The organism is Nocardioides sp. J9, from assembly GCF_007829375.1.
GTDB lineage: Bacteria > Actinomycetota > Actinomycetes > Propionibacteriales > Nocardioidaceae > Nocardioides.
This window is the reverse complement of the sequence record NZ_VLJQ01000002.1, coordinates 32,651-58,789: the sequence shown is the minus strand read 5'-3', so window position 1 is coordinate 58,789 and position 26,139 is coordinate 32,651. Positions and strand designations below refer to the sequence as shown.

The 26,139-nt window shown below is 73.5% G+C and carries 24 protein-coding genes; 4 read left to right on the top strand and 20 right to left on the bottom strand.

Annotation, left to right across the window (positions count from 1 at the left end; all coding sequences use genetic code 11):
- The 10 genes from L615_RS01150 to kduI all read right to left on the bottom strand — a co-directional run.
- Nucleotides 1-1,615: ThuA domain-containing protein (locus L615_RS01150; protein WP_145723846.1), on the bottom strand; the 1,615-nt coding region annotated here is incomplete at its 3' end.
- A 259-nt stretch (nt 1,616-1,874) separates the two neighbouring features.
- Nucleotides 1,875-2,936, bottom strand: a complete 1,062-nt coding sequence (locus tag L615_RS01145) for a sugar kinase (RefSeq protein ID WP_028655977.1) — start codon at nt 2,934-2,936, stop codon at nt 1,875-1,877.
- Between the two features lie 7 nt (nt 2,937-2,943).
- Nucleotides 2,944-3,606 carry a bifunctional 4-hydroxy-2-oxoglutarate aldolase/2-dehydro-3-deoxy-phosphogluconate aldolase gene (eda, locus tag L615_RS01140; protein ID WP_051485849.1) on the bottom strand — a complete coding sequence of 221 codons (663 nt, stop codon included), beginning with the start codon at nt 3,604-3,606 and terminating at the stop codon, nt 2,944-2,946.
- Complete coding sequence (locus tag L615_RS01135) at nt 3,603-5,111, bottom strand: aldehyde dehydrogenase family protein (RefSeq protein WP_145723824.1); 1,509 nt, start codon at nt 5,109-5,111, stop codon at nt 3,603-3,605. The genes eda and L615_RS01135 overlap by 4 nt, the downstream gene beginning before the upstream one ends.
- A gap of 92 nt (nt 5,112-5,203) precedes the next feature.
- On the bottom strand, nt 5,204-6,199 hold the full coding sequence (locus tag L615_RS01130) for an ABC transporter permease (protein ID WP_028655979.1): 996 nt from the start codon (nt 6,197-6,199) through the stop codon (nt 5,204-5,206).
- Nucleotides 6,196-7,755, bottom strand: coding sequence for a sugar ABC transporter ATP-binding protein (locus tag L615_RS01125; protein ID WP_036518010.1), 1,560 nt, complete (start codon nt 7,753-7,755; stop codon nt 6,196-6,198). Before L615_RS01125 ends, L615_RS01130 begins: the two co-directional genes overlap by 4 nt.
- Complete coding sequence (locus L615_RS01120; RefSeq protein ID WP_232221792.1) at nt 7,752-8,768, bottom strand: ABC transporter permease; 1,017 nt, start codon at nt 8,766-8,768, stop codon at nt 7,752-7,754. Before L615_RS01120 ends, L615_RS01125 begins: the two co-directional genes overlap by 4 nt.
- Before the next feature lie 2 nt (nt 8,769-8,770).
- Nucleotides 8,771-9,847: a sugar ABC transporter substrate-binding protein gene (locus tag L615_RS01115; RefSeq protein ID WP_028655982.1), complete on the bottom strand. Its 1,077-nt coding sequence runs from the start codon at nt 9,845-9,847 to the stop codon at nt 8,771-8,773.
- Between the two features lie 125 nt (nt 9,848-9,972).
- Nucleotides 9,973-10,743 carry a 2-dehydro-3-deoxy-D-gluconate 5-dehydrogenase KduD gene (gene kduD, locus L615_RS01110; protein WP_028655983.1) on the bottom strand — a complete coding sequence of 257 codons (771 nt, stop codon included), beginning with the start codon at nt 10,741-10,743 and terminating at the stop codon, nt 9,973-9,975.
- Nucleotides 10,740-11,555, bottom strand: coding sequence for a 5-dehydro-4-deoxy-D-glucuronate isomerase (kduI, locus tag L615_RS01105; RefSeq protein WP_145723823.1), 816 nt, complete (start codon nt 11,553-11,555; stop codon nt 10,740-10,742). Before kduI ends, kduD begins: the two co-directional genes overlap by 4 nt.
- A 169-nt stretch (nt 11,556-11,724) precedes the next feature.
- Between kduI and L615_RS01100 the strand changes: the two genes are divergently transcribed.
- The 3 genes from L615_RS01100 to L615_RS01090 all read left to right on the top strand — a co-directional run bounded on the left by L615_RS01100 (nt 11,725) and on the right by L615_RS01090 (nt 14,963).
- Complete coding sequence (locus tag L615_RS01100; protein WP_028655985.1) at nt 11,725-12,570, top strand: IclR family transcriptional regulator; 846 nt, start codon at nt 11,725-11,727, stop codon at nt 12,568-12,570.
- Between the two features lie 80 nt (nt 12,571-12,650).
- Nucleotides 12,651-14,579, top strand: coding sequence for a PKD domain-containing protein (locus L615_RS01095; protein ID WP_145723822.1), 1,929 nt, complete (start codon nt 12,651-12,653; stop codon nt 14,577-14,579).
- A gap of 45 nt (nt 14,580-14,624) precedes the next feature.
- Nucleotides 14,625-14,963 (top strand): rhodanese-like domain-containing protein, encoded by a 339-nt coding sequence (locus L615_RS01090; RefSeq protein WP_036518013.1) that lies wholly within the window; start codon nt 14,625-14,627, stop codon nt 14,961-14,963.
- A 91-nt stretch (nt 14,964-15,054) separates the two neighbouring features.
- Here the strand turns inward: L615_RS01090 and L615_RS01085 are convergent, their stop codons facing one another.
- The 4 genes from L615_RS01085 to L615_RS01070 form a co-directional block, all read right to left on the bottom strand.
- The gene (locus tag L615_RS01085; RefSeq protein WP_028655987.1) at nt 15,055-15,480 is read right to left on the bottom strand and encodes a hypothetical protein; all 426 of its coding nucleotides are present in this window, start codon (nt 15,478-15,480) and stop codon (nt 15,055-15,057) included.
- A 174-nt stretch (nt 15,481-15,654) separates the two neighbouring features.
- The gene (locus L615_RS01080) at nt 15,655-16,251 is read right to left on the bottom strand and encodes a hypothetical protein (RefSeq protein ID WP_028655988.1); all 597 of its coding nucleotides are present in this window, start codon (nt 16,249-16,251) and stop codon (nt 15,655-15,657) included.
- 98 nt (nt 16,252-16,349) lie between these two features.
- Entirely contained in the window at nt 16,350-17,114 is a 765-nt protein-coding gene (gene aat, locus L615_RS01075; RefSeq protein ID WP_222430401.1) for a leucyl/phenylalanyl-tRNA--protein transferase, read from the bottom strand.
- Between the two features lie 17 nt (nt 17,115-17,131).
- A complete protein-coding gene (locus L615_RS01070; protein ID WP_145723821.1) occupies nt 17,132-17,755 on the bottom strand; it encodes a hypothetical protein in 624 nt (207 codons plus the stop codon).
- A gap of 78 nt (nt 17,756-17,833) precedes the next feature.
- Here L615_RS01070 and L615_RS01065 point away from each other — a divergent pair, with 78 nt between their 5' ends.
- A complete protein-coding gene (locus L615_RS01065; protein ID WP_145723820.1) occupies nt 17,834-18,532 on the top strand; it encodes an EcsC family protein in 699 nt (232 codons plus the stop codon).
- On the opposite strand, the gene L615_RS01060 is transcribed toward L615_RS01065, so the two are convergent.
- The 6 genes from L615_RS01060 to L615_RS01035 all read right to left on the bottom strand — a co-directional run bounded on the left by L615_RS01060 (nt 18,493) and on the right by L615_RS01035 (nt 26,136).
- Entirely contained in the window at nt 18,493-19,719 is a 1,227-nt protein-coding gene (locus tag L615_RS01060; RefSeq protein WP_145723819.1) for a hypothetical protein, read from the bottom strand. The genes L615_RS01065 and L615_RS01060 overlap by 40 nt on opposite strands.
- Before the next feature lie 2 nt (nt 19,720-19,721).
- The gene (locus L615_RS01055) at nt 19,722-20,801 is read right to left on the bottom strand and encodes a hypothetical protein (protein ID WP_145723818.1); all 1,080 of its coding nucleotides are present in this window, start codon (nt 20,799-20,801) and stop codon (nt 19,722-19,724) included.
- A gap of 81 nt (nt 20,802-20,882) precedes the next feature.
- Nucleotides 20,883-21,809 (bottom strand): hydroxymethylglutaryl-CoA lyase, encoded by a 927-nt coding sequence (locus L615_RS01050; protein ID WP_051485861.1) that lies wholly within the window; start codon nt 21,807-21,809, stop codon nt 20,883-20,885.
- A 20-nt stretch (nt 21,810-21,829) separates the two neighbouring features.
- Entirely contained in the window at nt 21,830-23,719 is a 1,890-nt protein-coding gene (locus L615_RS01045) for a biotin carboxylase N-terminal domain-containing protein (RefSeq protein WP_145723817.1), read from the bottom strand.
- Nucleotides 23,720-23,726: 7 nt separating this feature from the next.
- Nucleotides 23,727-25,316, bottom strand: coding sequence for a carboxyl transferase domain-containing protein (locus tag L615_RS01040; RefSeq protein ID WP_145723816.1), 1,590 nt, complete (start codon nt 25,314-25,316; stop codon nt 23,727-23,729).
- A 58-nt stretch (nt 25,317-25,374) separates the two neighbouring features.
- Nucleotides 25,375-26,136: a polysaccharide deacetylase family protein gene (locus tag L615_RS01035; RefSeq protein WP_222430400.1), complete on the bottom strand. Its 762-nt coding sequence runs from the start codon at nt 26,134-26,136 to the stop codon at nt 25,375-25,377.
- Between the last annotated feature and the right edge of the window lie 3 nt (nt 26,137-26,139).

The window sequence follows — 26,139 nt, the reverse complement described above, 5'->3', positions numbered from 1 at the left end:
CCTGCAGGATCTTGCCGGGCCGGTACATCGCAGCCGTGGAGGTCGCGCCGACCGGACGGCCGTTCGCGCCCTGGTCGGCGACGTTCGCCGGCAGGGTGCCGCGCAGGGTCAGCTCGCCGTCACCGCTCGGGTCGAGCTCGAACATCTGGGTGCCGGAGATGTTGAACAGCGTGCCGCTGCCGGGCGCGACGAAGGCCCGCGGGTACCACCAGCGGTTCTCGTCGGGCTGGCCACCGCCGCCGTCGCCGTACGCCGCCGCGCTGGTCGCGCCGGTCAGCAGCGTCCAGCCGTTGCCCTCGTCGGGCCGGTAGACCTCAGGCGTGAGCACGCCGGGACCGCCCGGGCCGCCGCGCAGGCTGCCGCCCTGGACCACGATCGAGCCGTCGGGCATCGTCGTGCCGGTCGGGTACCACCGCGGGATGTTCATCGGCGCCTCGTCGCGGAGGCCCTGCTTCGAGGAGAAGCTGGTGACGCCGATCGCGGCGTCGTTGGGGGCGTTGCCGCCGAGGGAGTCGTCACCGCCGACGGTCATGACGACCTTGCGGTGCGGGTTCTGCACCTGCATCGAGCAGAACAGGTCGGTGTAGGTCGTGTTCGGCGAGAGCCCGTCGCGGTAGTTCTCGAGCGTGCGCTCGACCGCGGGGTCCCACACGTCGAACTCGGTCTGGCCGCCCTGGAAGACACAGCTGTTGCCGGAGAAGTCGAAGGGCGTCGAGTCGGTGCAGCCGGACGAGACGCTGSCGAAGGACTGCACCTTGCCGTCCGCGGTCAGCGTCATGTTGATGGGCATCAGCGGCCACGGCGTGACGCCGCTCCAGCGTCCGTGCTGGTCCTTCGCCGGCGGGGAGCAGTCGGCCGCCACCAGGCCGCTGGCGTAGGCCAGGCCGTTGCGCATCTGGGTCCGCATCACCGGCTCGGAGTAGGCGGTGCCCTCGTGGCCCATCGCGGTGTACCAGGACCGCCCCGAGTCGATCTGCTGGCACCACGTGACCGGGTGGTTCGTGCCCTGCTGGCCGGCGCTGTTGTAGGACGACTCGTCCACCGACAGGATCGTGCGCACGTCCTGGGCCGGGTTGACGGTCCAGTCGTACCACTCGTCGCTGCGGGTGAAGTCGCTCGGCAGCCCCGCGGCGAGCGGGTGCGTGGCGTCGTTGACGACGACCTTGCCGGAGCGGATGGCCGGGTTCTCCGGGTGGCCCTCCGACATCGCGCCGACGAGGCGCAGGTAGAACGGGTTGACGTCGTGCTCGCTCTGGCCGACGGACCAGCCCGCGTAGTGCAGGCCCATGTAGCCGCCGCCACCGCGGATGTAGTCCTCGAGCGCCGCGCGCTGCTCGGTGTTGAACAGGACGCCGCCGGTCTGTGCGAAGACCACGGCGTCCTTGGTGGCGAGGTTGTCCGCGTTGAACGCACCGGCGTCCTGCGTCTCCTCGACCTGGAGGGTCTGGCCGTGCTCGCTGGCGAGGTCCGCCGCGAGCTCGTTCACCGCCTGGCGCGCCTGCACGTGCGAGGCGTGGAAGTTGTCCTTGTAGAAGAGCAGGACGCTCAGTACGTCGTCCTCCTCCGCCGCGTGCGCGGGCGCCGTCGTCGCCGTGAGCGGCAGCGCCACCGACATCGCGACGAGTGCCGCGAAGGAGTGGGCTGCGAGCCGTCGGGAGCGATGGCGCAACCGCGACCGGAGTGACCGGCGTTGCACTGTCATCTGGGATCCCCTGTCTCGGGTGGGTGTTCCGCGAGGGCCCCGAGGGTGGGGGCCCCTGCCGGGACCGTATGACGCCCGTCACACAAATACAAGAACCACGTCCAGATTCGTGAACAAATAGCACGATCCGTTCATGTTCGTGAACGGATCGTGGTGGATCAGGCGCGTCCGGTCAGCGTCGCGTCCGGGCGTCCCCTCCGGTCGCGAGGGCGCGGACCTCGTCGAGCGAGGCCATCGACGTGTCGCCGGGGGTGCTCATCGCCAGGGCGCCGTGGGCGGCACCGAGCTCGACGCTGGATGAGAGGTCCTCCCCGGTGAGCAGGCCCCACGCCAGGCCGGCGACGAAGCCGTCACCACCGCCGACCCGGTCCAGGACGGACAGGTGCGTGCGGACGGTCGACGCGCACAGCCCCGGGCCGGGCGCCCAGGCCAGGCCCTGCCAGTCGTTGTCGCCGGCCGAGTGCACGACCCTCCGGGTCGTCGCGACCACGCGCAGGGTGGGGAAGGAGCCGGCGAGCAGCTCGGCGGCAGCGGCCGGGTCGTCGGGGGGCGGGTCGTCGCTGAAGTCGGACGGGTTGCCCACGAGGACGTCGACGAGGCCGGCCAGCTCGCGGTTCACCTCGCGGGCCCGCGCCTGGCCGCCCCGGTCCGCCCAGAGGCTGGGCCGGTAGTTGGTGTCGTAGGAGACGACGGTGCCGTGGGCGCGTGCTGCTGCCATCGCCTCGCGGGCGACCTCGGCGGTTGTGTCGGACAGGCCGGCGAAGACGCCACCGGTGTGCAGCCAGCGCACGCCGCGGCGCCCGAACAGGTCGTCCCAGTCGAGGTCGCCGGGCACGAGCTGGCTGACGGCCGTCCCGGCCCGGTCGGAGACGCCGAGTGCCGAGCGCACGCCGTAGCCCCGCTCGGTGAAGTTGATCCCGTTGCGGGCCGCCCGGCCGACGCCGTCGAACGCGCGCCAGTGGACCAGCGAGGTGTCGACCCCACCGGCCCGCACCAGCGCCTCGACCAGCCGGCCGACCTCGTTGTCGACGAGGGCCGTCGCGACGGCGGTGCGCAGGCCGAAGACGCTGCTGAGGGCACGCGCGACGTTGTACTCCCCGCCGCCCTCCCAGACCTCGAAGCGGCGCGCGGCACGGATCCGGGTCTCGCCCGGGTCCAGTCGCAGCATCACCTCGCCGAGCGCGACGACGTCGAGCTCGCACTCGTCCGCCGGCCGGAGCGGCACCAGGCTCACGGGTCGCTCACCCCCGCACCGTCCCGGGGACGAGCGGCTCGAGCGCGCCGGGTACGGCGGCGACGGTGGTCGCGCAGAGGTCGGTGACCTCGTCCCACCGACCGGCGCGGAGCAGGTCGGGCGGGACCATCCAGCTGCCGCCGACGGCGGCCACGGCGGGGTGGGCGAGGTAGTCGGGCGCGAGACGGGCGGAGATCCCGCCGGTCGGCACGAAGGTCACCTGGGGGAAGGCGGCGGCCAGGGCACTGATCGCGGGCAGGCCGCCGCTGGGCTCGGCCGGGAAGAACTTCACCAGGTCGAGCCCCTGGTCGAGGGCCCGCATGATCTCGCTGGCGGTGCTCACCCCCGGCAGGACGGGGAGTCCGAGCGCCCGGCAGCGGTGGACCACGGCCACGCTCAACCCGGGGCTCACCACGAAGCCGGCGCCCGACCTGTGGGCCAGGTCCACCTGCTCCGCGGTGAGCACCGTGCCGGCGCCGACCACGAGGTCTCCGCGGTCGGCGAGGCGGCGCAGGACTGCCGCGGCGTCCGGCGACCGGAAGGTCACCTCCGCCACGGGCAGGCCGCCGCGGACCAGGGCCTCACCGAGGCCGTCGGCCCGGTCGACGTCGCCGAGGACGACGACCGGGACGACGCGGTGACGCCCCAGCACCTCTGCGGCGTGCGTCATCGGAGCTCGGCGATGACCGTCTTGAGCTCGGTGTAGTCGTCGAGGCCGAACGCACCGAGCTCGCGACCCCAGCCGGACTGCTTGAACCCGCCCCGGGGCAGGGTGACGTCGTCGGCGTGCCAGGTGTTGAGCCACACGGTGCCGGCCCGCAGGCGGCCGCCGACGCGGTGCGCGCGACCGATGTCCTTCGACCACACGCCGGCAGCCAGCCCGTAGACGGTGTTGTTGGCCGCGGCGACGACCTCGTCCTCGGAGTCGAACGGGATGGCGGTGACCACCGGCCCGAAGATCTCGTCGGTCTGCACCGCCATGTCCTCGGTCACGGAGGTGATCAGGGTCGGCTGGACGAAGTAGCCGCGCTCCCCCACCCGGTCCGCGCTGCCCGCGGTGACCTCGGCGCCGTCGGCGAGGGCGCTGCGGATGTAGCCGAGCACCTTCTCGTGCTGCTCCTGGGAGACCAGCGGCCCCATGTCGGTCGACGGGTCGAAGCCGCTGCCGACGCGGATCGCCCGCGCCGCGTTGGCGACGCCCTCGACGACCTCGTCGAAGACCGCCCGGTGGACGTAGAGGCGCGAGCCGTTGACGCAGCACTGGCCCTCGTTGAAGTAGCCGCCCAGCACGGCCCCGGCGATGGCGGCGTCGATGTCCGCGTCGTCGAAGATGATGTTGGGAGCCTTGCCGCCGAGCTCGAGCGAGACCTTCTTGAGGTTGCCCGAAGCGGCCGCGGCGATCTTCTTGCCGACCTCGGTGCTGCCGGTGAAGGCGACCTTGTCGACGCCGTGGTGGTCGACCAGGGCGGCGCCGGTGTCGCCGAAGCCGGGGACGACGTTGACGACGCCCGCGGGGACGCCGGCCTCGAGCAGCAGCTCGCCCAGGCGCAGCGCGGTGAGCGGGGTCTGCTCGGCCGGCTTGAGGATGACGGTGTTGCCCGCGGTGATCGCCGGGATGATCTTGAAGGCGGCCATCAGCAGCGGGAAGTTCCACGGCACGATGCCGGCGACGACGCCGATCGGCTCGCGGCGGGTGTAGGCGTGGAAGTCGCGGCCGGGCACCGACATCGGGATGGTGGTGCCCTCGATCTTGGTGGCCCAGCCGGCGAAGTAGCGGAACAGCTCGGCGGTGGTGGCGACGTCGCCGTCGCGGGCGGCCTCCACCCTCTTGCCGTTGTCCAGCGCCTCGAGCTGGGCGAGCTCGTCGGCGTGCGCCTCGACGAGGTCGCCGATGCGCCACAGCAGGTGCGAGCGCTCGCGCGGCGTCATCCGCGCCCAGGGCGAGCCGGCCTCGAAGGCGCGGCGGGCCGCGGCGACCGCCCGGTCCACGTCCGCGGCGGAGCCCTGCGCGACCTGGACGAGCTCTTCCTCGGTCGCGGGGTTGAGGGTGGCGAAGGTGCGCCCGTCCTGCGCGTCGACCCACTCCCCGTCGATGAGCAGCTGCCGGGGGGAGGAGAGGAAGGAGCTGACGGACGGGAGCAGGCTGGCGGTGTCGTTGCTGACGGTGGTGGTCATGTCGCTTTCCTTGGCGTCGGGAGTACGGACGGGTGCGGGTGGTGGCCGCACCGGGGATCTCGGGTGGTTCCGGTGGGTGGGGGCGAGGAGCGCTACTTGATGACCATCACCTTCGAGCGGTCGAGCGTCAGGGCGACGGCGGCGACGATGATCGCGCCGTAGAGGATCTGCTCGTACGCCGACGGGACGCCCACGATGGGCAGCCCGACCCGGAGCAGGGTGACCACGAGCGCCCCGGCCAGGCTGCGCCACAGGCTGCCGTGGCCGCCGGTGATCGCGGTGCCGCCGACGACGATCGCGGCGACCGCCGGGAGCAGCAGGTTGTCGGCCATGGACGGGTTCCCGCTGAAGTTGCGCGAGACGAGCATGACCGCGGCGAGCCCGGCACAGGCACCGGAGATGCAGAACGCGCCGACCTTGACCAGGTCGACCGGGACGCCGGCGAGGCGGGCCGCGGACTCGGAGTAGCCGGTGGCCGTCACCCAGCTGCCGAGCGGGGTGAACCGGACGACGCTGGCGATGGCGGCGACGACGAGCACCGCGACGGCCACCGACATCGGGACGTGCGTGGCGACGTACAGGTTCAGCCACGAGATCGACGAGTCGTCGAGGACCGGCACGGTGCCGGCGTCGGACACGACGAGGGCGACGGCGGAGAAGATGCTCATCCCGCCGAGGGTCACGATGAACGACGGGATCCGCAGCAGCACGTGGGCCAGTCCCTGCACGGCCCCGATCGCCCCGGCGACGAGGATGACCGCCGGGGTGGTGAGCCCACCGAGGTCGGGCAGCCACAGCGCGAGCAGGACCGTCGACAGCGAGGCCATCGCGGCGATCGACAGGTCGATGCCGCCGCAGAGCACGACCAGCGTCGCACCGGCCGCGAGCACGATGAGCGGTGCCGCCGTCATCGCCGCCGCGGTGAGGCTGCGCTGGGTGAAGAAGCCCGGGTCGGCGATCGAGAGGGCGGTCAGCAGCGCGACCAGGGCGATCACCGGCATGAACGACGTCAGCCGCTCGCCGACGGTGGGGTGGTGCGCCGCGACCGCCGGCTCCGCAGCCGGCCGGGGGATGACGGGGGTGGTCATACCATCTCCTTGACGAGGTCCAGCGGCGTCGGCTTGGCACCCGAGGGGCAGGAGACCTCCGTCGCCACCCGGCCGTCGTTCATCACGAGGATCCGGTCGGCCATGCCGATCGCCTCCTCCAGGCTGTCGGCCAGCAGCACCGTCGCGACGCCGCTGTTCGACAGCTCGCGCATGAGGCGGTAGACCTCCGAGCGGGCGCCGATGTCGAGGCCGCGGGTGGGGTGGTCGAGCAGCAGCAGCCGGATGTCGCCGCCGACGAGCCAGCGGGCGAGCACGACCTTCTGCTGGTTGCCGCCGGACAGCCGCTGGATGGCGGTGCCGCGGTGGGGGGTGCGGATCGATAGCCGCTTGATCCACGAGTCGACGAGCGAGGCCTGCTTGCGCGGCGCGACCAGTGGACCGGAGCAGCGGCTCTTCTGCCGGGTCAGGGTCATGTTGTCGGCGACCGACATCGGCCCGACCATGCCCTCGGTCTTGCGCTCGGCCGGGACGTAGCCGATGCCGGCGGAGCAGGCGGCCCGGGTGCCGGAGAGGTGCAGCACCTCGCCGTCGAGGGTGACCTCGCCGGAGGTCGTCGGCTCGGCACCGAAGAGCGCCCGGCACACGTCCTCCCGGCCGGAGCCGTGGACGCCGACGATGGCGACGATCTCGCCGGCGGCGACGTCGAGGTCGACGTCGCGGAAGGTCTTGCCGGACAGGCCCCGCACGCTCAGCCGCGGGCGCGGCTCGTCGGGCCGCTCGGCCAGGTTGTCGTGGTAGTGGTCGTCCGACCCGGTCGAGCCGATCATCATCCGGTGCAGCTCGTCGGGGGCGGCGCCCTCGGTGCTCACCTCGCCGACGGACTGGCCGCTGCGCAGCACGGTGACCCGGTCGCAGACGTCGAGCACCTCGTCGAGCCGGTGGGACACGAAGACGACGGAGGCGAACTCGCGCAGGCGTCGTACCTGCGTGAAGAGGGTCTCGATCTCCTTCGACTCCAGCACCGAGGTCGGCTCGTCGAGGATGATCACCGGTGGGTGCTGGCTGCGCTGCTCGATGCGCAGCACCTTCGCGATCTCGACCATCTGCCGGTCGGCGAAGGAGAGCGTGTCGGTGCGGGCGAGCGGGTCGATGCTGGAGCCGATCTTGTCGAGCTGCTCCTGGGCGATCTGGCGCATCGTGTCCCAGCGGTAGACGCCGCCGCGCACGCCGCGGCCCTCGGAGCCGAGCACGATGTTCTCCGCGGCAGTCAGGTTCGGCACCAGGGACTGCTCCTGGAAGACCATGCCGATGCCCTTGTCCGCCGCGTCGACGACGCTGCGCAGGCGCACCTTCTCGCCGCGGACCCAGATCTCGCCGGCGTCGGGCTTCACGAGCCCGACGAGGGCCTTGAGGAGCGTCGACTTCCCCGCGCCGTTCTCGCCGGCGAGGCCGAGCACCTCGTTCTGCCGGACGACGAGGTCGACGCCGTCGAGCGCCTTGACGCCCGGGTAGTGCTTCACCAGGCCGCGCACCTCGAGTGCCGGCACGGTCGCCGGGTTGGGCACGCGGGCCTCCTTGTCGAGATGGATGGTCACTTCACCACCTGGTTCCTGCGTCGCTGGGGGATCACTGCTGCGGCGACCGCGGCGACCACGATCAGGCCCTGCACACCGCCCTGCCAGTAGGGGCTGATCCCGATCTGGACCAGGCCGTTGGTCAGCACGACGATGAGCAGCACGCCGACCGCGGAGTGCAGGACGCCGCCCCGGCCGCCGGTGAGGAGGGTGCCGCCGACGACGGCCGCGGTGATCGCGGCGAAGTCGTAGCCCTTGCCGGCCTGGACGAGCCCCGCGCCGAGCTGGCTGGTGACCATGACGCCGCCGAGGCCGTAGAAGGCCCCGGCGAGGGTGAACACGGCGACCTTGTACGGCGCCACGCGCACCCCGGACAGGGCGAGCACCTCCTCGGCCCCGCCGATGGCGTAGGCGTAGCGCCCCAGTCGGGTGTAGCGCTGGACCAGCCAGCCGGCGAGGACGCAGCCGACGGCGATCCAGGTCAGCCACGAGAAGCCGAGGAACCGGCCGGTCGCCCAGCCCTCGAGCATGGTGTCGGAGATGTTGGGCTGGACACCGTTGAACATGAGGGTGGCGACACCGAGGCCGACGGCCGAGACGCCGAGCGTGGCCATGAACGACGGCACCTTGAGCAGCACCAGCGCGAGCCCGCTCAGGGCGCCGAGGCCGGCGGCCAGCAGCACCGCGATCGCGATGCCCAGCAGCCCGAGGTCGTTGCCGTTGCGGTTGTTCTCGACCAGCAGGGCGACGGCGAGGGCGGAGGCCCCCATCACCCCGGCGGCCGAGAGGTCGATCGACCCCATCATCAGCACGAAGGTGATGCCGCAGGTGACGACCGCCAGGACGGCAGCCGCGTCGGCGATGTTCTGGAAGTTCGCGACGCTGCGGAACTGCGGGCTGAGCGCCGCGAAGACCGCGACGACGACCAGGAGGGCAGCCGGTGGGCCGGCGTCCCGGAGCGACACCCCCCGCCGAGGCTGGGGGCGCGCCGCGACGACCTCGGTGTCCCGGGCGTGCTCGGCGGGGGATGTCATGGTCACGACAGCGGACCTGCCACGCGGTCGAAGACGTTGTCGCACTCGAAGTCGGCCGCGTCGGTGGCCGGCGTCGCGAAGTCGGCGACGTTCTCGTCGGTGATCAGGAACTGCTCGGCGAAGAACGCCCGGTTGTCGGCCGGCAGGTCGGCGACGTCGATCTCACCGGTCGCGGCGCAGAATCCGATGGCGAGGCCGATGCCGCCCTGCCACGGACCGTCGCTGGAGACGGTCGCGGTCATCGTGCCGTCCTGGATCGCGGTGAGGGCGTCCGGAACGGCGTCGATACCGACGACGGCGACGTCGTCGCGGCCGGCCTGCTTGAGCGCCTCGAGCGCCCCGAGGGCCATGTCGTCGTTCGCGGCCCAGATGCCCTTGACCGCGTCGCCGTGCTTGGTGAGCAGTGTCTTGGTGACCTCGAGGGCCTCGGCGCGCGAGAAGTTCGCCGTCTGCTGGTCGAGGAGCTTCACGTCGGGGTTCTTCTCCAGCGAGGCCTCGAGGCCGGCGAACCGGTCCTTGGCTGCGGCGGTGTCGAGGACACCCTGGAGGGCGATGATGCCACCCTTGCCGCCGATCGCCTCGGCAAGCGCGTCGCCGATCTGCTGGCCGGACTCGACGCCGTTGTAGGTGATGTGGCTGACCCAGCGGTCGTAGTCGGCCGGGTCGAGGTCGGCGGGCTTGTTCCACTGCGTCACGAGGTACGCGCCCGCCTGGTCGGCGCCCTTGACGATGGGGGTGGTGTCGGCGTCGCCGTTGGGGAGCACGTTCATCACGAGGCAGTCGGTGTCGCCGGCCAGGAGCTGGCGGACCTGCTCCTGCTGCTTGGTGGAGTCGCCGTCGTACGTCAGGCGCTCCTGCTCCAGCCCGACGGACTCGGCGAAGGCGTCGCCGCCGTCGAGCCAGGCGGCCTCGTAGGGGTTGGACTCGTTGCGGACCTGGCCGACCAGCTTGACGTCGGACGGCTCGCAGGAGCCGGCGTCCGCGCTGGCGGTGGATTCACCCTCGCTGCATCCGGCGAGCGCGACGGCCGCGAGGCCGAGGCTGAAGAGTGCAGCGACGGGGCGGGAGGTGCGGGTCATCGTTGATCCTCGTTTCTTGGTGCCGTGTGGTTCCGGCGGGTGGGGTGGGAGGAAGCGGTTGGGCGCCCCGAGCGGCGTCGACGAAGGGTGGACGGGAGTGGACGTGGTGGACGTGGTGGATCGGGTCAGCGGGCCATCCAGCCTCCGTCGACGACGAGGACGTGCCCGTTGACGTAGTCGGAGGCGGGGGAGCTGAGGAACACCGCGGCCCCGGCGACGTCGGCCGGGGAGCCCCAGCGCCCGGCCGGGATCCGCTCCAGGATCTGTCGCGAGCGGTCCGGGTCGGCGCGCAGCGCGGCCGTGTTGTCGGTGGCCATGTAGCCCGGGGCGATCGCGTTGACCTGGACGCCGGCCGGCGCCCACTCGTTCGCGAGCGCCTTGGTGATCCCGGCGACGGCGTGCTTGCTGGCGGCGTACGCCGGGACGCGGATGCCGCCCTGGAAGGACAGCAGGCTGGCGATGCTGACGACCTTGCCGCTGCCGCGCTCGACCATCGGGCGGCCGAGCTGCTGGCAGAGGAAGAACAGTCCGGTGAGGTTGACGTCGAGGACCCGCTGCCAGGCGGCCGGCTCGACGTCCACGGCGTCGGCGCGCTCGATGGTCCCCGCGTTGTTGACCAGAACGTCGACGCGGTGGCGCTGGTTGACCTCCGCGCAGACCTGCTGCACGGCGTCGAGGTCGGCGACGTCGAGGTCGAGCACCTCCACGTCACGGCCGAGCTCGCGCACCGCCTTCTCGGTGTCGACCTGGCTGCCCGGCCGCCCGAGGAGGACGAGGTCCGCCCCGGCGCGGGCGAGGCCGAGGGCGACGCCCTGGCCGAGTCCGCGGCCGGCGCCGGTGACGACCGCCCGGCGACCGGTGAGGTCGAAGGGCGAGCGCGTGGCGGCAGTGGTCACAGCTCCTCCAGGGGGACCCCGGACAGGTCGGTGTAGACGTTGTTCTCGCCGGTCATCGCCCAGATGAAGGCGTAGGACCCGGTGCCGGCCCCGGAGTGGATGGACCACGGCGGCGAGATGACGGSCTGCCGGTCGGAGACGACCAGGTGGCGGGTGGCGCCCGGCTGGCCGAGGAAGTGGAAGACCCGGTCCTCCTCGTCGAGGTCGACGTAGAGGTAGACCTCGGTGCGCCGGTCGTGCAGGTGCGGCGGCATGGTGTTCCACACCGAGCCGTCGGCGATGACCGTGACGCCGAACTGGAGGCCGTAGGTCTGCAGCTGCTCGCCCCACGCGTAGCGGTACAGGTGGCGGGCGCTGGCACCGGCGTCGGTGCCGATGGCGACCGGCTCGACCTCGGCGTGCTTGACGACGGTGGTCGGGTGCTTCGTGCCCGCCGGTGCGGAGACGAAGTAGAAGGCGGCGTCCTCCCCGGCGAAGGAGACCTCGCTGCCGCACCCGACGTAGAGGCCGTCGAGGTGGGCGAGCTCGAACTTCTCGCCGTCGACCAGGACGTGGCCGGTCTCGGCGACGTTGACGATGCCGAGCTCGCGCCGGGCCAGGTGGGAGTCGGTGCCGAGCACGTCCCAGGCGGGGAGCTCGAGCGGGCCGTCGGCCGGCACCGCGCCGCCGATGACCAGCCGGTCGTCGTGGGTGTAGGTGCCGCGGACCTCGCCGGCCCGGAACAGGTCGTCGACGAGGAAGTTCTCGCGAAGGTCCGCGGCGCGTGCGGTCTCCACGCTCGACGGTGAGGTGGAATAGCGGACCTGGATCACGGGGGCTCCTCGATTTCGTGAACTGTGTTCGTATCTGTGAACCGGGACGCTACAACGTGACGCGGGTCACGGTCAAGGGCCTGAAGCTCGTCCATGTATGCGAACAGCCGCTAGAGTCGGGGCGAGGACGCGTTGTGGGACGCGTCGACCGCACACCCTTGGGGGACCCATGGCCCAGCAGGCGACCAGCACGTCGAACGGCCGCGCCGGTGGCGCCGGCACGACGAGCACCACGAGCACCGGCACCGGTGGCGCCGCCGCCGGACCGGTGAAGTCCGCGGCCCGCGCGCTGGACCTGCTCGACGAGATCGCCGCGAACGGCCCCGGTACCCAGCTCCAGCTCTCGACCCGGCTGAGCATCCCCAAGTCCAGCCTGCACGCGCTGCTGCGCACGATGACCGACCGCGGTTGGCTGCAGACCGACCCGACCGGCAGCATCTACCAGCTGGGCATCCGCTCGCTGGTGGTCAGCTCGGCCTACCTCTCCGGCGACCCGGTGCTGGCCCGGGCGCAGGGGATCATGGACGAGATCGCGTCCGCGACCGAGGAGACCGTCAACCTGGGCCGCCTCGCCGGCGCCGACGTCATCTACACCGCGAAGCGCGAGTCGCTGCACCCGCTGCGGATGCACACCCCCGTGGGACGCCGCCTCCCGGCGTACTCCACCGCACTGGGCCGTGCGATCCTCGCCGAGCACAGCCGCGAGGCGCGCGAGGCGCTCGTCCCCGACGAGATCGCCGCGTTCACCGCGAAGACGGTGACCGACCGCGACGCGGTGCTCACGATCATCGACGACGCCGAGCGGCTCGGCTACGCCTCCGAAAGCGACGAGTCGTGCATCGGCGTGCGCTGCTTCGGCGTGGCGCTGCCCTTCGCCCGGCCGGTCCAGGACGGGATCAGCGTCGCGGTCCCGATCAGCCGGCTCACCCCCGAGCGCGAGGACCACATCGTCGAGACCCTGCTGAGCATCCGCGCCCGGCTCTCGGCGGAGCACGACAACAGCTTCGTGCGCTGACCTCGAGCGCGACCGGGTGACGAACCCGGTTCCAGTATGCGAACATCGTTCGGCCCACTGCCTCCGCGAAAGGGCCAACGATGTCCCCCACCCGTTCCGCGCTCCGCGCCGCCCGGCGTGCCCGCCACCTCCTGCGCGACCGGCGAGGGCCGCTCGCACCGGTCGCCACCGCGCTGCTCGTCGTCCTCGGACTGCTCGCCGTCGCGCCGGCGCGGGTGGCCGCTGACGAGCCCGCGCCCCGCACCTGGGTGGTCGACGCCGTCGACGACGCCGACGGCAGCCGGTGGGAGTCGGTCGACACCGGGGGCAACACGATCACGATCCGCCCCGGCGACACCGTGGAGTGGCGCTTCGACGCGGCCGCGATGGAGCACGACCTGACCTCCGAGGACGTCCGCAGCCCGTGGTCCGAGCCGGTGCGTGAGTACCGGGTCCCAGGCGACCCGCCGGTGCGTCGTACCTTCACCGAACCGGGGACCTACCACTACGTCTGCTCGCTGCACGGCACGGTGATGTGGGGCGTCGTCGTGGTCGAGGAGGCCGCGAACGCACTGCCGACCGGGACGGCGACGGCCTCCCCCGACCACGGCCCCGCCCCCCTGGAGGTCGAGCTCACCGCCGACGTGACGGACCCCGACGGCGACCCGCTCACGCACCACTGGGACTTCGGCGACGGTGACCCCGAGGCTCCCGGCGGCAGTGCGTGGACGCCGCACGCCGTTCACACCTACACCGCTCCCGGCACCTACACGGCGGTGCTGACCGTCGACGACGGCAACGGCGGCGTGTTCCGCCAGGAGCTGGTCGTCACGGTCGGCGCCGACCCGGGCGGCCTGCCCGACGTGCACGCCCACGCCGACCACGCACCCGGCGCTACGGCGCCCCTGCCGGTCGCCTTCACGACCGAGGTCGGCACGGCTGGTTCCTTCACCGCGTACGCCGACGGGGTCGACACCTTCCCCGACCTGTCGGGCACCGCACGACTGGTCCGCTCGCGCGGCCGGACCCTGGCCGCGCTCGACGTCACCGGCCTGGCGCCGGAGGCGGCGCACCAGGTGCACGTGCACGAGCAGCCGTGCACCTCGGCGACCCGCGGCGGGGCGCACTTCCGGTTCGACGAGGGCCGACCCTTCGCCGAGGAGAACGAGGTCTGGCTGCCGTTCACCTCCGACGCGAGCGGCGCCAGCGGCGAGGTCGTGGTGGCGCAGCCGGTCCGGGCGGGGGCGAAGGCGGTCTCGATCGTCATCCACGACCCGGTGAACCCGGCGCTGCGGATCGGCTGCGCCGACCTGGTGCCCAGCACGGCCGACCTCGACTACGCGTGGGACTTCGGCGACGGGCACACCGGGACCGGCCCGGACCCCAACCACACCTACACCTCGCCGGGAACGCGCACGGCCACGGTGACGGTGACCGCACCCGGCGGCGAGAGCACCGCGGCGAGCGTCGACGTGGTCGTGCTGCCCGACACGGTGGCGCCGCGCACCACGCTCAGGGGCGGGCCGACGGGGACGGTGCGCGCCCGCAACGCGCGCTTCCGGCTCTCCAGCGACGAGCCGGGGCGGTTCCGCTGCCGGCTCGACGCGGGTCGGTGGCGCGACTGCGCCGCCACCCCCACCTTCGGCGGCCTGCGCGACGGGCCACACGTGCTGCGCGTGCGCGCCGTCGACCGGGCGGGGAACGTCGACCCGTCCCCGGCGGTGCGGCGCTGGCGGGTCGACACCCGGGGGCCGGCGGTGGCGCGGTTGCGGCCGGTCGGCGGCACCCGCGACCGCACCCCCCTCGTGCGCGCCCGGGTGGTCGACCGCTGGTCGGCCGTGCGGGCCCGCAGCGTGGTGCTGCGCGTCGACGGGCGCCGGGTCGCCGGGAGGTACGACGCCCGCCGGGACGTCGTGCGCTGGCAGGCCCGCAAGGCGCTGCCTCCCGGTCGGCACCGGGTCCGCCTGGTCGTGCGCGACGCGCTCGGCAACGCGACGGTGCGCACGTGGACCTTCCGGGTCCGGCGCTGACCGGCGGCTGCAGCGACCGCCCGGCGGCGTCCTAGGCTGGGCGGCATGATCCCCAGCGTCGAGATCGAGAACGTGCCGGACCCGCTGCCCGAGGAGCTGGTGGTGCTCGACGTGCGCGAGGACGACGAGTGGGCGGCGGGGCACATCGACGGCGCCGTGCACATCCCCCTGATGGAGCTGCCGGCGCGGCTCGGCGAGTTCGTGGAGCTCGAGGCGCCGCAGACGCTCGTCGTGTGCAAGGCGGGCGGCCGGTCCGCGCGAGCGGTGGCCTACCTGGCTCAGCAGGGCTACGACGTGGTCAACCTCGTCGACGGGATGATCGGCTGGGAGCGGGCCGGTCGGGCGATGGTGTCCGACACCGGCCAGCCGGCCACGGTCATCTGACCGACCCCGGAACGACAACCGGCCGACCCCCGACGGGGGCCGGCCGGACGATGGCGCTCGGTGCGCCGAGGTCGTGCCGCGGACCAGCGACTCAGTCGCAGGTCTCGTTCTCGTACTCCTCGTAGGCCTCGATCTTCTTCTTGTCCGCGTCGGACAGGCCGGCCTCGAACGGGTCCTCCTGGCTCTCGACGGCCTTCTCGAGGTCCTTGGCGTCGATGTCCTTGACGGCGTCGAGCTGGATCTCGAAGCCCTCGCGCGCGTCGTCCGGGATGCCCTTGGGCGTGCCGACCTCCTCGACCTCGTCGGCCTGCTCCTTCAGCAGGTCGAGGAGCTTGTCCCAGTCGCCCTTCGAGGCGGCCTCGAAGGCCTCCTCGCCACCGCCCTCGTCGTTGACGACCTTGCAGAAGTCGGCCTTCGAGGCGTCGGTGGGCGCGCCGTCGCTGCCGCAGGCGGACAGCGAGAGGGCGAGCAGGACGGCGGCGCCGGCGGCAGCCAGCGGTCGCTTGATCGGAGTCATTCCGAGGGGTTCCTTTCTGGGGGGCACGGGCAGGAGCGCCCGCACATGGACGAGGGGCACGGACCGGCGCCGTTCCCGGCCCGACCCTGCCCCGTCGGGCCACCCTACGCACCGGACGGCTCCGCCTGCCCGCGATTTCGCGGACAACCCGCGGTCAGCCCCCGGTCGCCCCGGTCACTCGGCGGGCGACTCCGTGAGCTTCTCCAGCTCCGACTGCAGGCTCTCCAGCTCCTCCGGCGAGAGGTCGGTCGGGAAGTCGGACGGCACCTCGGTCGGGACCTCGCTCGGGTCGGGGGTGCCGAGGTCGCTCGGCGGCGGCTCGACCGGGTCGGACGTCGCCCCGCCCGGCTCCAGCGCGTCGGCGCACTTCTCCTCGACGTACTCGAAGAACGCGTCGGCGTCCTTGTCCTCCTCCTCCGACACCCCGGGGATGCTGTCGTCCTCGCTGGCGAAGACCTTCTTGGCCTCGTCGTAGTCGAGGCCGGTGATCGTGTCGACCACGACCTCGAAGCCGTTGCGCTCCGAGTCGCCGATGTCGTCGGGCGTGCCGACCTCGCCGAGGTCGTCGTAGGCGTCCTGGATCTCCTCCCACTCGTCCTCGGTGGGCTCGTCGCCCTGGACCTCGCTCGTGGTCTCGAAGATGTCCTGCACCGCGTCACAGAAGTCACGGGTCGACGCGTCGGTCGGCGCGTCTCCGCCGCAGGCGGTGAGCGCGAGGGCGAGCAGTGCGCCGGCGCCGGCAGCCGCGAGCGGTCGCTTGATGGGAGTCATCCGAGAGTTCCTTTCCCTGGGGGGCGCGGGACGGGACGTGCCCGCGCGGGGACGCCGGCAGGCACGGCCGGGTCCCCCCGTCCCTTGCCCGGTCCGGCTCAGTCCATGCACGGAGCGCGGAACTCGGCGTGCGGGACGGCGAGCAGCGCCTCCAGCCCGCTGACGTACGACGAGCGCGGGACCTGCTCCACCCCCAGGCTCGCCAGGTGCGGGGTCGCCCACTGCACGTCGACGAGCCGCCGCCCCGCCGCTCCGTCGTCGTCCGCGGAGAGCAGGCGGACCAGCCCGAGCAGCGCGACCTTCGAGGCGTCGGTCTCCCGGTGGAACATCGACTCACCGGCGAACAGGCCACCGATCGCCACGCCGTACAGGCCACCGACCAGGCGCCCGTCGCGCCAGGTCTCGACCGAGTGCGCCCAGCCGAGGCGGTGGAGCTCGGTGTAGGCGCGCTTGATGCGGCGATCGATCCACCCGTGCGGGCGGCGCGGGTCCGCGCAGCCGGCGAGGACCTCCTCGAAGGCGGTGTCGACACGGACCTCGAAGGTGCGCGCGGAGCGGCGCAGCGACCGCGACACCTTGAACCGGTCCAGCCGCAGCACGCCGCGCCGGGCCGGGCACCACCAGCCGACCGAGCGACCCTCGGGCATCGGGAACAGGCCGCGCCGGTAGGCAGCGAGCAGCGTGCCGGGCTCGAGGTCGGCCCCGACCGCGACCAGGTCGCTCGAGTCGTGCGCGGCGAGGTCGGGGTCGTCGAGCTCCGGGTCGTCGGGGTCGAGCGGCGCATCGAGGACGGGCAGCGCGGCCAGGTCCTCCCGGCTCGGGAGGACCCACGACGTCGGCGGGGGTTCGACGGGGCTGGTCACGGCTGCCTGTCAGGTGGTCACTGGGTGGTGACGGAGCCCTCGGGGTCGCCGGTGCCGAGCACGGAGGGGCACTGCTGGCCGGACCAGGCGAAGAACTCGCTGGCCTTCGCCTGGTCGTCGTCGGAGAGCCCGGGGACGCGACCGCTCGGGTCGTCGAAGGCCTCCTGCGCCTCGCGCCAGCTGAGCGAGGTGATGGCGCCGACCGCGGCGTCGCGGCCCTGCCGGTGGCGGGCGGTCGCGCCCTTCGGCAGGTCGGCGTCGCCGAGGGCGGCGTACGCCTCCTGGATCCGGCCCCAGTCCGCCTCGTCCGGCTCGCCCTGGATCGGCGCGACGACCTCGAGCACGCCCGACAGGGCGGTGCACAGGTCGCTGTCGGCGGGCTGCGGGGCGCTGGTGCTGCCGGGCTCCCCCGGCTCACCGTCGGTGGACGCGGCGCCGGGGCCGGCGGAACCCTCGCTGCCGTCCGACCCGTCGGCCGACCCGTCGGTCGAGCCGCCGTCCGACCCGCCGTCCGACTCCGTGGCACTCGCCGACGCTCGCGGCTCCCCGGGATCGTCGTCTCCCCCGCCGCAGGCCGTGAGGGAGAGCGCCAGCGCCGCGGCCGAGGCGGCAGCGGCGAGGGAGCGGACGGTCAGGCGCATGGCAGGAACCTCGGCGTCGGGGAGCGGGACGCCCCCAGCGTAGGGCCCGGGTGCCCGCCCGCTCTCTAGGATCGACGCATGGCTTCCCGTCTGAAGAAGGGCCTCGCCGTCGAGGCCGCCCGCCAGCTCGCGCCGCGGGTCACGCAGATGGCGCCCGGACTGACCCAGTCGTTCGTGCGCGAGGCGCTGCACCGGGCGATCAACGGCGTCGGCCCCCTGCCGCCGGCGGCACAGGCTGCGGAGGAGCAGCTGCGCGAGCAGCACGGCAACGTCGACAAGGCCGTGCGCGAGGTCATCGAGAACCACGTGCTGTACGCCGGCGTGGGGGGCTTCGCGACGAACCTCGGCGGCCTGCTCACCGCTGCCGTGGTCGCGCCTGCGAACATCGCCGGCCTGGCCCTCATCCAGAGCCGGATGGTCGCCGGCATCGCCCACCTGCGCGGCTACGACCTCGACGACCCCCGCGTGCGCAACGCGATCCTCGAGACCATCCTCGGCGAGGACACGGTGCAGCGGATGGTGAAGAAGGCCCAGCTGCCGGCGCCGCCGATGGCCGTCGCGACCGCGCCGCAGCACGACCCCACGCTGGACCAGACGATGACGACGGTGCTGGCCAACGAGCTGATCGGCCGGGTGATCGGCAAGCGGATCGCCACCACCGTCGGCAAGCGGGTGCCCGTGGTCGGCGGCGCGGTCGGCCTGGGCGCCGACGCGTGGAGCACCTGGCGGATCGGCCGCTACGCCGACAGGGAGCTGCGCCCGCGGGCCCGGCGGTAGACGCCGAGCGCCTGCCGTCCGCGCGGGCTGTCCTCGAGCCGGCGCACCGTCCACTCCATCGTGCGCATCAGCCGGGGCGAGCGTGAGCGGATCAGGTCGCGCCTGGCGTCCTCGAGCTTCGCCCGCAGCCGCTCCGCCTCGGCCTGCCGCTCGGCAGCCTCGACCAGGAGGGCCCGGATCGCGTCGAGCGCGGCCTTGTTGACCTCCCGCTCGCGCGGGCGGTCGGGGTCGGCCCAGGTCTCCGCGTCCGGCTCGTCCCCGCGCAGCTCGGCGAGGTCGCCGACGACGTCGTACCCCCGCTCGGCGAGCTCGGCGATCCACTGCTCGGTCAGCTCGGCGACCCAGGGGTACTCGCTCGGTGGCAGCCGCAGGCGCGGCGAGTCGGTGCGACGCGACAGGGTCTGGTGGGCGAGCAGCTCGCGCACCAGTGGCCGGTAGTGCACCGGCGGCAGGTCGCGGGTGCAGGCCTGGTTGATCCGGCGCAGCAGCGCGGACTCGGGCACGCCGAGGCTGGGGTTCGAGCGCTCGGTGCCGAGGTCGAGGTCGAGGTCGTCGAGGCCGAAGACGCTGCTGAACCGCTGCCAGAGCACCTCCTTCGGGCCGCCGGGCCGCGGGACCGTGACGACGTGGACCCGCTCGGGCGGGATCGTCGCGCCCCAGCGGTCGAGGATGTCCGGGATCTCCTGCACGCCCCAGAACCACGCACCCACGCGGTGGTTGCGCTCGGGGTCGCGGATCAGCTCCAGGAAGCGGGAGAACTTGAAGCGCGCCCGGTGCTTGACGTTCTCCTGCCACTCGGCGGGGATCTGGCGCACGAGGTCGCGCACGGAGATGACCAGGTGCACCTCGGTGCCGCCACCGCCGGGCTCGTGGCCGAGCGAGGACAGCGCGCGCTGGACCTGGCTGCGCGACGCGGTCGCGAGGATCTCGTGGCTGATGATGGCGGTGCCGTCGTGCTCGCGGACCTGCTGCGCGAGCCGGTCCCAGGCGCCGACGGCCTCGCGCTCCAGCCCGCCCCAGCGCAGGCGCATGAGGTCGAGCGCGGCGAGGAAGTGCTCGTCGAAGCGGTCGGCGGGGTAGAGCACGCCGTTGCGCAGCAGGGTCGGCCGGTTCTGGAAGAGCACGTCCTGGAGGTACGACGTGCCGGTCTTCGGCGTCCCCACGTGGAGCAGGATGCGGTCCGCCATCCCTACGCGCCCTCCTTCTGGCTCGCGCTCACCGGGTCGAGGAGCAGCCCGAGCGCGAGCGCCAGCACCTCGGCGTCGACCGGCACGACGGGCTCCTCGGGGAGGTCGCCCGGCAGCAGCCGGTCGAGATCGCCGAGCACAGGGTAGCCAGCAGCGGCGAGGTCGTGGCGGGTGCGCTCGGCCATCGTGCTCAGCCAGACGGCGTGGCGGGGCGGCACGGTGAGCCGCGCCCCGCCCTTCCCGTCGAGGCGGCGGCCGAGGGTGGCGCGCAGCAGGCCGGGACGGCGGGCGTGGTCGACGAGCAGGCCGAGCGGCTCGCCGACGCGGCGGACCAGGTCGACCGCGTGCGCCCCGAGCCGCGGCGGCTCCTGCAGCCGCGGGACGCCGAGCTCGCTCGCGAGCTGCGTCGGGTCGAGGACGACGGTGACCCGGTCGGCGCCGTACTTGTGGGCGGCGGAGCGGGCCATCCGCGCGAGGTCGGCGCGCGGCGGCAGGTGGCCGAAGCTGGCGGAGTTGCGCAGGAACTCCGGCCACGTCGGGCCGCCCTGGTCGAAGGCGCGGGCGGTCCAGGCGTCGGCGAGGACGGCGCCGAGGTCGTCGGCGAGCAGGTAAGCCGTGGGCCGGCGGCCACCCTGCGGTCGCCCCTCGGCGGCGAGGCCCGCGCGCACCGAGTCCGCGCGCCACTGCACGCCCACGACCACGAACGAGCGCACCCACGGGCGGTGCACGGTGCGGACGCGCTCGCCGAGGCTGCGCTCGTCGACCGCCTCGTCCGCGGCCGCGGCGACGTCGTCGGCGATGAGGGCAGCGGCGACGCGGAGCAGCTCGCCGTCGGGCAGCGCGTCGGGGTCGACGGGTCGGGGGCCGAAGGGGCCGGGCCGGTCGTCGCCGAGGACCGGCAGGTCGCGACGGCCGCGGCCGGTCAGGTTCAGCCGCCTAAGCAGGCCCAGCTGCTGCGCGCCCGGGAGCTCGTCGGCGAAGGCGGGGCCCTCACCGGACGCGTCGTCCGGCCACTCCTCCCACGGAGTGGTCGATCCCTCCCGCAGCGCGGCTGCCCATCCCCAGACGCGAGCTCGACCCATGGCCCAACGGTACGGGTGTCCGACTGCCGTGCTGCCGACAGGTCGGCCCGTCCGGCCCCGGGTGGGGGCCGGGCCGCAGCGTCAGGCCGTGCCGAGGGCGCGGACGACGGCCGAGGGGCTCGGTCGTCCGAGCTGCCCGGCCATCCACGTGCTGGTCGCGACGACGGAGCCGAGGTCGACGCCGTGCTCGATGCCCAGGCCGGTGAGGAACCACACCAGGTCCTCGGTGGCGAGGTTGCCGGTGGCGCTCTTCGCGTAGGGGCAACCGCCGAGGCCACCCGCGGAGGCGTCGTACGTCGTCACGCCGGACTGCAGGCCGGCGTGCACGTTGGTGAGCGCCTGGCCGTAGGTGTCGTGGAAGTGCAGCGCGAGCCGGTCGGCCGGCACGCCGGCGTCGACGAAGGCCGCGACGAGCGCGCGGACGTGGCCGGCGGTGGCGACGCCGATGGTGTCGCCGAGGCTGAGCTGGCCGACGCCGAGGTCGAGCAGCCGCTTGCCGACGGCAACGACCTGCTCGACGGGGACCGCGCCCTCCCACGGGTCGCCGAAGCACATCGAGACGTAGCCGCGCACGTCCATGCCCTCGGCGAGGGCACGGTCGATGGTGGGCTCGAACATCTCGAACTGCGACTCGAGGGTGCGGTTGAGGTTGCGCTCGGCGAAGGTCTCGGTCGCGGAGGCGAAGACCGCGACGTGGCGAAGGCCGAGCTCGACGGCGCGGTCGAGGCCGCGCTGGTTGGGCACCAGCACCGGCAGCTCGCGCGCCCGGTCGCCGAGGTCGGCGGTGAGGCCGGTCATCAGCTCGGCGGCGTCGGCCAGCTGCGGCACCCACTTCGGGTGGACGAAGCTGGTCGCCTCCACCACCGGCAGGCCTGCCTGCAGCAGCCGCTGCACGAACTCGGCCTTCACCGCGGTCGGCACGGCGACCTGCTCGTTCTGCAGGCCGTCGCGGGGACCGACCTCGTAGATGGTGACCTTCGCCGGCAGCCCCGGCTCGGGGACGACCATCGGCAGCGGCGCCTGCACCGTCACTGTCCCTCCTCCACGACGAACAGCACCGCGCCCAGGGCGACCTGCTGGCCGACCGACGCGCTGACGGTGGCCACCGTGCCGTCGTACGGCGCCTTGAGCGCGAGCTCCATCTTCATCGCCTCGACGACGCCGAGGACCTGGCCCTCGGTGACCGCCTCGCCCTCGGCGACGCGGACGTCGAGGACGGTGCCGGGCATCGGGGCGACGATCGTGCCGTCACCGGCGGCGACGCCGTGGTCGGTGCTCGCGTCGGGGCGGGTGAACACGAACCGCTGGCCGTGGTGGGCCAGCTCGACGTGGTGGCCGGTGACCCGGGCGACGGTGCCGGCTGGGAGCCGCGGGGCGGCGGTCGCGACCTCGTCGAGCTCGACGGTCGGCGCGGCGGCAGGGCCGCCCATCCGGAAGCCGTCGCCGGCGAACGGGCCGGACTGCTCGCTGTGCGTGTCCAGCCAGAGCCGGGCGGCGATCGCGCGGGCCGGGGCGGGGTCCGGCGGCGGCACCTCGTGCCGGTCGAGCCAGGCAGTGTCGATGCCGCCGGGCTCGGCGAAGGCGTCGCTCGCGGCGAGCTCGCGCAGGAAGCCGGTGTTGGTGGTGAGGCCGAGGATCGCGGTGTCGTCGAGGGCGGCGACCAGCGCGCGGCGGGCGGCCTCGCGGTCGCGGCCGGAGACGATCACCTTGCCGAGCATCGGGTCGTAGGACGTGCTGACGACCTGGCCGGACTCCAGCGCGTGGTCGACCCGCGCGGCCGCCGGCCAGTGCACGACGTCCGCGCGACCGGCCTGCGGCAGGAAGCCGTCCAGCTTGGTGTCGAGCTGGAGCGCGGTGACGAACTCACGCGTGCCGGCGACCTTGAAGAGGAAGCCGCCGAAGGCGTCCTCGGCGTAGATGCGGGCCTCGATGGCGTGCTCGCCGAAGGCGATGCCGGCCTGGTCGAACGGCAGCGGGGCGCCGCCAGCGACGGCGAGCTGCAGGGCGACCAGGTCGGTTCCGCTGTGGATCTCGGTCACCGGGTGCTCGACCTGGAGGCGGGTGTTCATCTCGAGGAAGTAGAACTCGCCGGTGCCCGACTCACCTGCGTCGAGGAGGTACTCGATCGTGCCGGCGTTGACGTAGCCCACCGACGCGGAGAGGGCGACCGCGGAGGAGTGGATCCGCTCGCGCAGCTCGTCGTCGAGCGCGGGGGCGGGGGCCTCCTCGATGACCTTCTGGTGGCGCCGCTGCACCGAGCACTCACGGGTGCCGAGGTGCACGACGTGGCCGTGGGCGTCGCCGAGGACCTGCACCTCGATGTGGCGGCCGCGCTCGACGTACTTCTCGATGAGGATGGTGTCGTCGCCGAACGCGCTGGCCGCCTCGCGCTTCGCGGCGGCGATGCCCTCGGGCAGCTCGGCGGCGGAGCGGACCACGCGCATGCCCTTGCCGCCACCACCGGCGGCGGCCTTGACCAGCACCGGGTAGGCGAAGCCGGCCGGGTCCTCGTCGAGGGCGTACGACGGCACGACGGGCACGCCCGCGGCGACGGCGAGGTCGCGCGCGGCGTCCTTGCGGCCCATCTGCTCGATGACCTCGGGCGTCGGGCCGACCCACGCCAGCCCGGCGCCGGTGACGGCGCGGGCGAAGGCGGCGTTCTCCGACAGGAAGCCGTAGCCGGGGTGGATCGCGACCGTGCCGGCCGGGCCGGCCTCCTTCGCGGCGGCGAGGACGGCGTCGGCGTCGAGGTAGCTCGGCACCCGGATCGCGACGTCGGCGTCGTGCACGTGCAGCGCGTCGGCGTCGAGGTCGGTGTGCACCGCGACGGCGCGCAGGCCGAGGGCGCGGCAGGTGCGGAACACCCGGCGGGCGATCTCGCCGCGGTTGGCGACGAGGACGGACTGGATCTGGGTCATCGCTCGCTCACATCCGGAAGATGCCGTAGGACGGCTCGGGGGTCGGGACGGCCGTGGTGACCTCGAGCGCCATGCCGAGGACGCGCCGGGTGTCGGCCGGGTCGATCACGCCGTCGTCCCAGAGCCGGGCGGAGGCGTAGTAGGGCGAGCCCTGGGTCTCGTACTGCTCGCGGATGGGCTCCTTGAACGCCTCGTCGTCCTCGCGGCCGGCGACGGTGGCGAGCACGTTGGCCGCCTGGTCGCCGCCCATCACCGAGATCCGGGCGTTGGGCCACATCCACAGGAAGCGCGGGTCGTAGGCGCGACCGCACATGCCGTAGTTGCCGGCACCGAACGAGCCGCCGATGACGACGGTCAGCTTCGGCACGACCGAGCAGGCGACCGCGGTGACCAGCTTGGCGCCGTCGCGGGCGATGCCGCGGTTCTCGTACTCGCGGCCGACCATGAAGCCGGTGATGTTCTGCAGGAACAGCAGCGGGATGCCGCGCTGGTTGCACAGCTCGACGAAGTGCGCGCCCTTGAGCGCCGACTCGCTGAACAGGATGCCGTTGTTGGCGACGATGCCGACCTGGTGGCCGTGGATGCGGGCGAACCCGCAGACCAGGGTCTCGCCGTAGAGCTGCTTGAACTCCTGCAGCCGGCTGCCGTCGACGAGGCGGCGGATGACCTCGCGGACGTCGTACGGCGTGCGGGTGCTCGACGGCACGACGTCGTAGATCGTCTCGGGATCCTCCAGCGGCTCCTCGACCTCGACCCGCTCGCGCGGCGCCGGGGCCGGCAGCGTGTCGACGATGCCGCGCAGGATGCGCAGCGCGTGCGCGTCGTCGTCGGCCAGGTGGTCGACGACGCCGGACCTGCGGGCGTGCACGTCGCCGCCGCCGAGGTCCTCGGCGCTGACGACCTCACCGGTCGCGGCCTTCACCAGCGGCGGGCCGCCGAGGAAGATCGTGCCCTGCTCCTTGACGATGACGGTCTCGTCCGACATCGCCGGCACGTAGGCACCGCCGGCGGTGCAGGAACCCATGACCGCGGCCAGCTGCGGGATGCCGCGGGCGGACATGTTGGCCTGGTTGAAGAAGATCCGGCCGAAGTGCTCGCGGTCGGGGAACACCTCGTCCTGCATCGGCAGGAAGGCGCCGCCGGAGTCGACGAGGTAGATGCACGGCAGGTCGTTCTCGGCCGCGATCGTCTGCGCGCGCAGGTGCTTCTTGACCGTGATCGGGTAGTAGGTGCCGCCCTTGACGGTCGCGTCGTTGGCGACGACGAGGCAGTTGCGGCCCTGCACGCGGCCGATGCCGGCGACGACGCCGGCCGACGGGACGGCATAGTCGTCGCCGGGCTTGCCGTACATGCCGTAGGCCGCCAGGGGCGCCACCTCGAGGAACGGGCTGCCCGGGTCGAGCAGGCCGTCGACGCGATCACGCGGCAGCATCTTGCCGCGCCCGGTGTGCTTGGCGCGGGCGGACTCGGTGCCGCCCTGGCGCACCCGGGCGAGGCGCTCGCGCAGCTCGGCGCTCAGCTCGCGCAGGCTGGGCTGCGCGCTGGCGTCGGCGCTGGTCTCGTCGCCGGCCGGGGTCTCGGTGCTGGTCTGGGACACGACCTCAGGTTAACGATCATTAACCTCTCCTGACAAGCCCCTCCCGAGCCCCGTCCGCTCAGCAGTCCAGCAGGCCGAAGGCGTAGCCGCGCGCCCGCAGCAAGGGGACCAGCCGGTCCAGCGCGGCGACGGTCTGCGCGCGGTCGCCGCCGCCGTCGTGCAGCAGGATCCGCGCCCCGTCGTGCACCTGGCGCAGCACGCGGCGCACGACGCGGTCCACCCCGGGCCGGGCCCAGTCCTCCGGGTCGACGTCCCACAGCACGCTGCGCTGGCCTCGCGCGGTGACCTGCCGGTCGACGCGGGGGCCGGTGGCGCCGTACGGCGGTCGCACGCAGCGGACCTCGCCGCCGAGCGCGGCGTCGGTGCGGGCGAGCTGGGCGCGGATGCCGGCGGGGCGCAGGTCGGTGAGCCGCGGGTGGCTCCAGGTGTGGTTGGCCACGAGGTGGCCCTCGCGTCGTACCCGGCGCAGCAGGTCGGGGTGCGCCTCGGCGTTGCGCCCGACCATGAAGAAGACCGCGCGCACGCCGTGGCGGCGCAGCACGTCGAGCACCTGCGGCGTCCACCGCGGGTCCGGGCCGTCGTCGAAGGTGAGGTGGAGGACGCGGCGGGTGCCGGGCGTCCGGCGCGGGGGCGGGCTGGGTGCGTTCTGTTCGGCGGTCGGGTCGGCGGTCGGGTCGGCAGTCGGGTCGGTCGCCCCGGGTGCGGCAGCGGGGACGACGACCACGCGGGCGGCGTCCGGGTCGTCGACGACCTCTGCGGCGAAGCGCGGCAGCMCGCCGGCTGCCGTCGCCACCAGCACCGCGGCCGCCAGGACCGCCACGCC

Bases quoted from the DNA above. Each gene is read 5' to 3' on its own strand.
- eda (WP_051485849.1), bottom strand. From the start codon at position 3,606: ATGACGCACGCCGCAGAGGTGCTGGGGCGTCACCGCGTCGTCCCGGTC.
- L615_RS01135 (WP_145723824.1), bottom strand. From the start codon at position 5,111: ATGACCACCACCGTCAGCAACGACACCGCCAGCCTGCTCCCGTCCGTC.
- L615_RS01130 (WP_028655979.1), bottom strand. From the start codon at position 6,199: ATGACCACCCCCGTCATCCCCCGGCCGGCTGCGGAGCCGGCGGTCGCG.
- L615_RS01120 (WP_232221792.1), bottom strand. From the start codon at position 8,768: ATGACATCCCCCGCCGAGCACGCCCGGGACACCGAGGTCGTCGCGGCG.
- L615_RS01115 (WP_028655982.1), bottom strand. From the start codon at position 9,847: ATGACCCGCACCTCCCGCCCCGTCGCTGCACTCTTCAGCCTCGGCCTC.
- L615_RS01100 (WP_028655985.1), top strand. From the start codon at position 11,725: ATGGCCCAGCAGGCGACCAGCACGTCGAACGGCCGCGCCGGTGGCGCC.
- L615_RS01095 (WP_145723822.1), top strand. From the start codon at position 12,651: ATGTCCCCCACCCGTTCCGCGCTCCGCGCCGCCCGGCGTGCCCGCCAC.
- L615_RS01090 (WP_036518013.1), top strand. From the start codon at position 14,625: ATGATCCCCAGCGTCGAGATCGAGAACGTGCCGGACCCGCTGCCCGAG.
- L615_RS01085 (WP_028655987.1), bottom strand. From the start codon at position 15,480: ATGACTCCGATCAAGCGACCGCTGGCTGCCGCCGGCGCCGCCGTCCTG.
- L615_RS01080 (WP_028655988.1), bottom strand. From the start codon at position 16,251: ATGACTCCCATCAAGCGACCGCTCGCGGCTGCCGGCGCCGGCGCACTG.
- L615_RS01070 (WP_145723821.1), bottom strand. From the start codon at position 17,755: ATGCGCCTGACCGTCCGCTCCCTCGCCGCTGCCGCCTCGGCCGCGGCG.
- L615_RS01065 (WP_145723820.1), top strand. From the start codon at position 17,834: ATGGCTTCCCGTCTGAAGAAGGGCCTCGCCGTCGAGGCCGCCCGCCAG.
- L615_RS01060 (WP_145723819.1), bottom strand. From the start codon at position 19,719: ATGGCGGACCGCATCCTGCTCCACGTGGGGACGCCGAAGACCGGCACG.
- L615_RS01055 (WP_145723818.1), bottom strand. From the start codon at position 20,801: ATGGGTCGAGCTCGCGTCTGGGGATGGGCAGCCGCGCTGCGGGAGGGA.
- L615_RS01050 (WP_051485861.1), bottom strand. From the start codon at position 21,809: ATGGTCGTCCCCGAGCCGGGGCTGCCGGCGAAGGTCACCATCTACGAG.
- L615_RS01045 (WP_145723817.1), bottom strand. From the start codon at position 23,719: ATGACCCAGATCCAGTCCGTCCTCGTCGCCAACCGCGGCGAGATCGCC.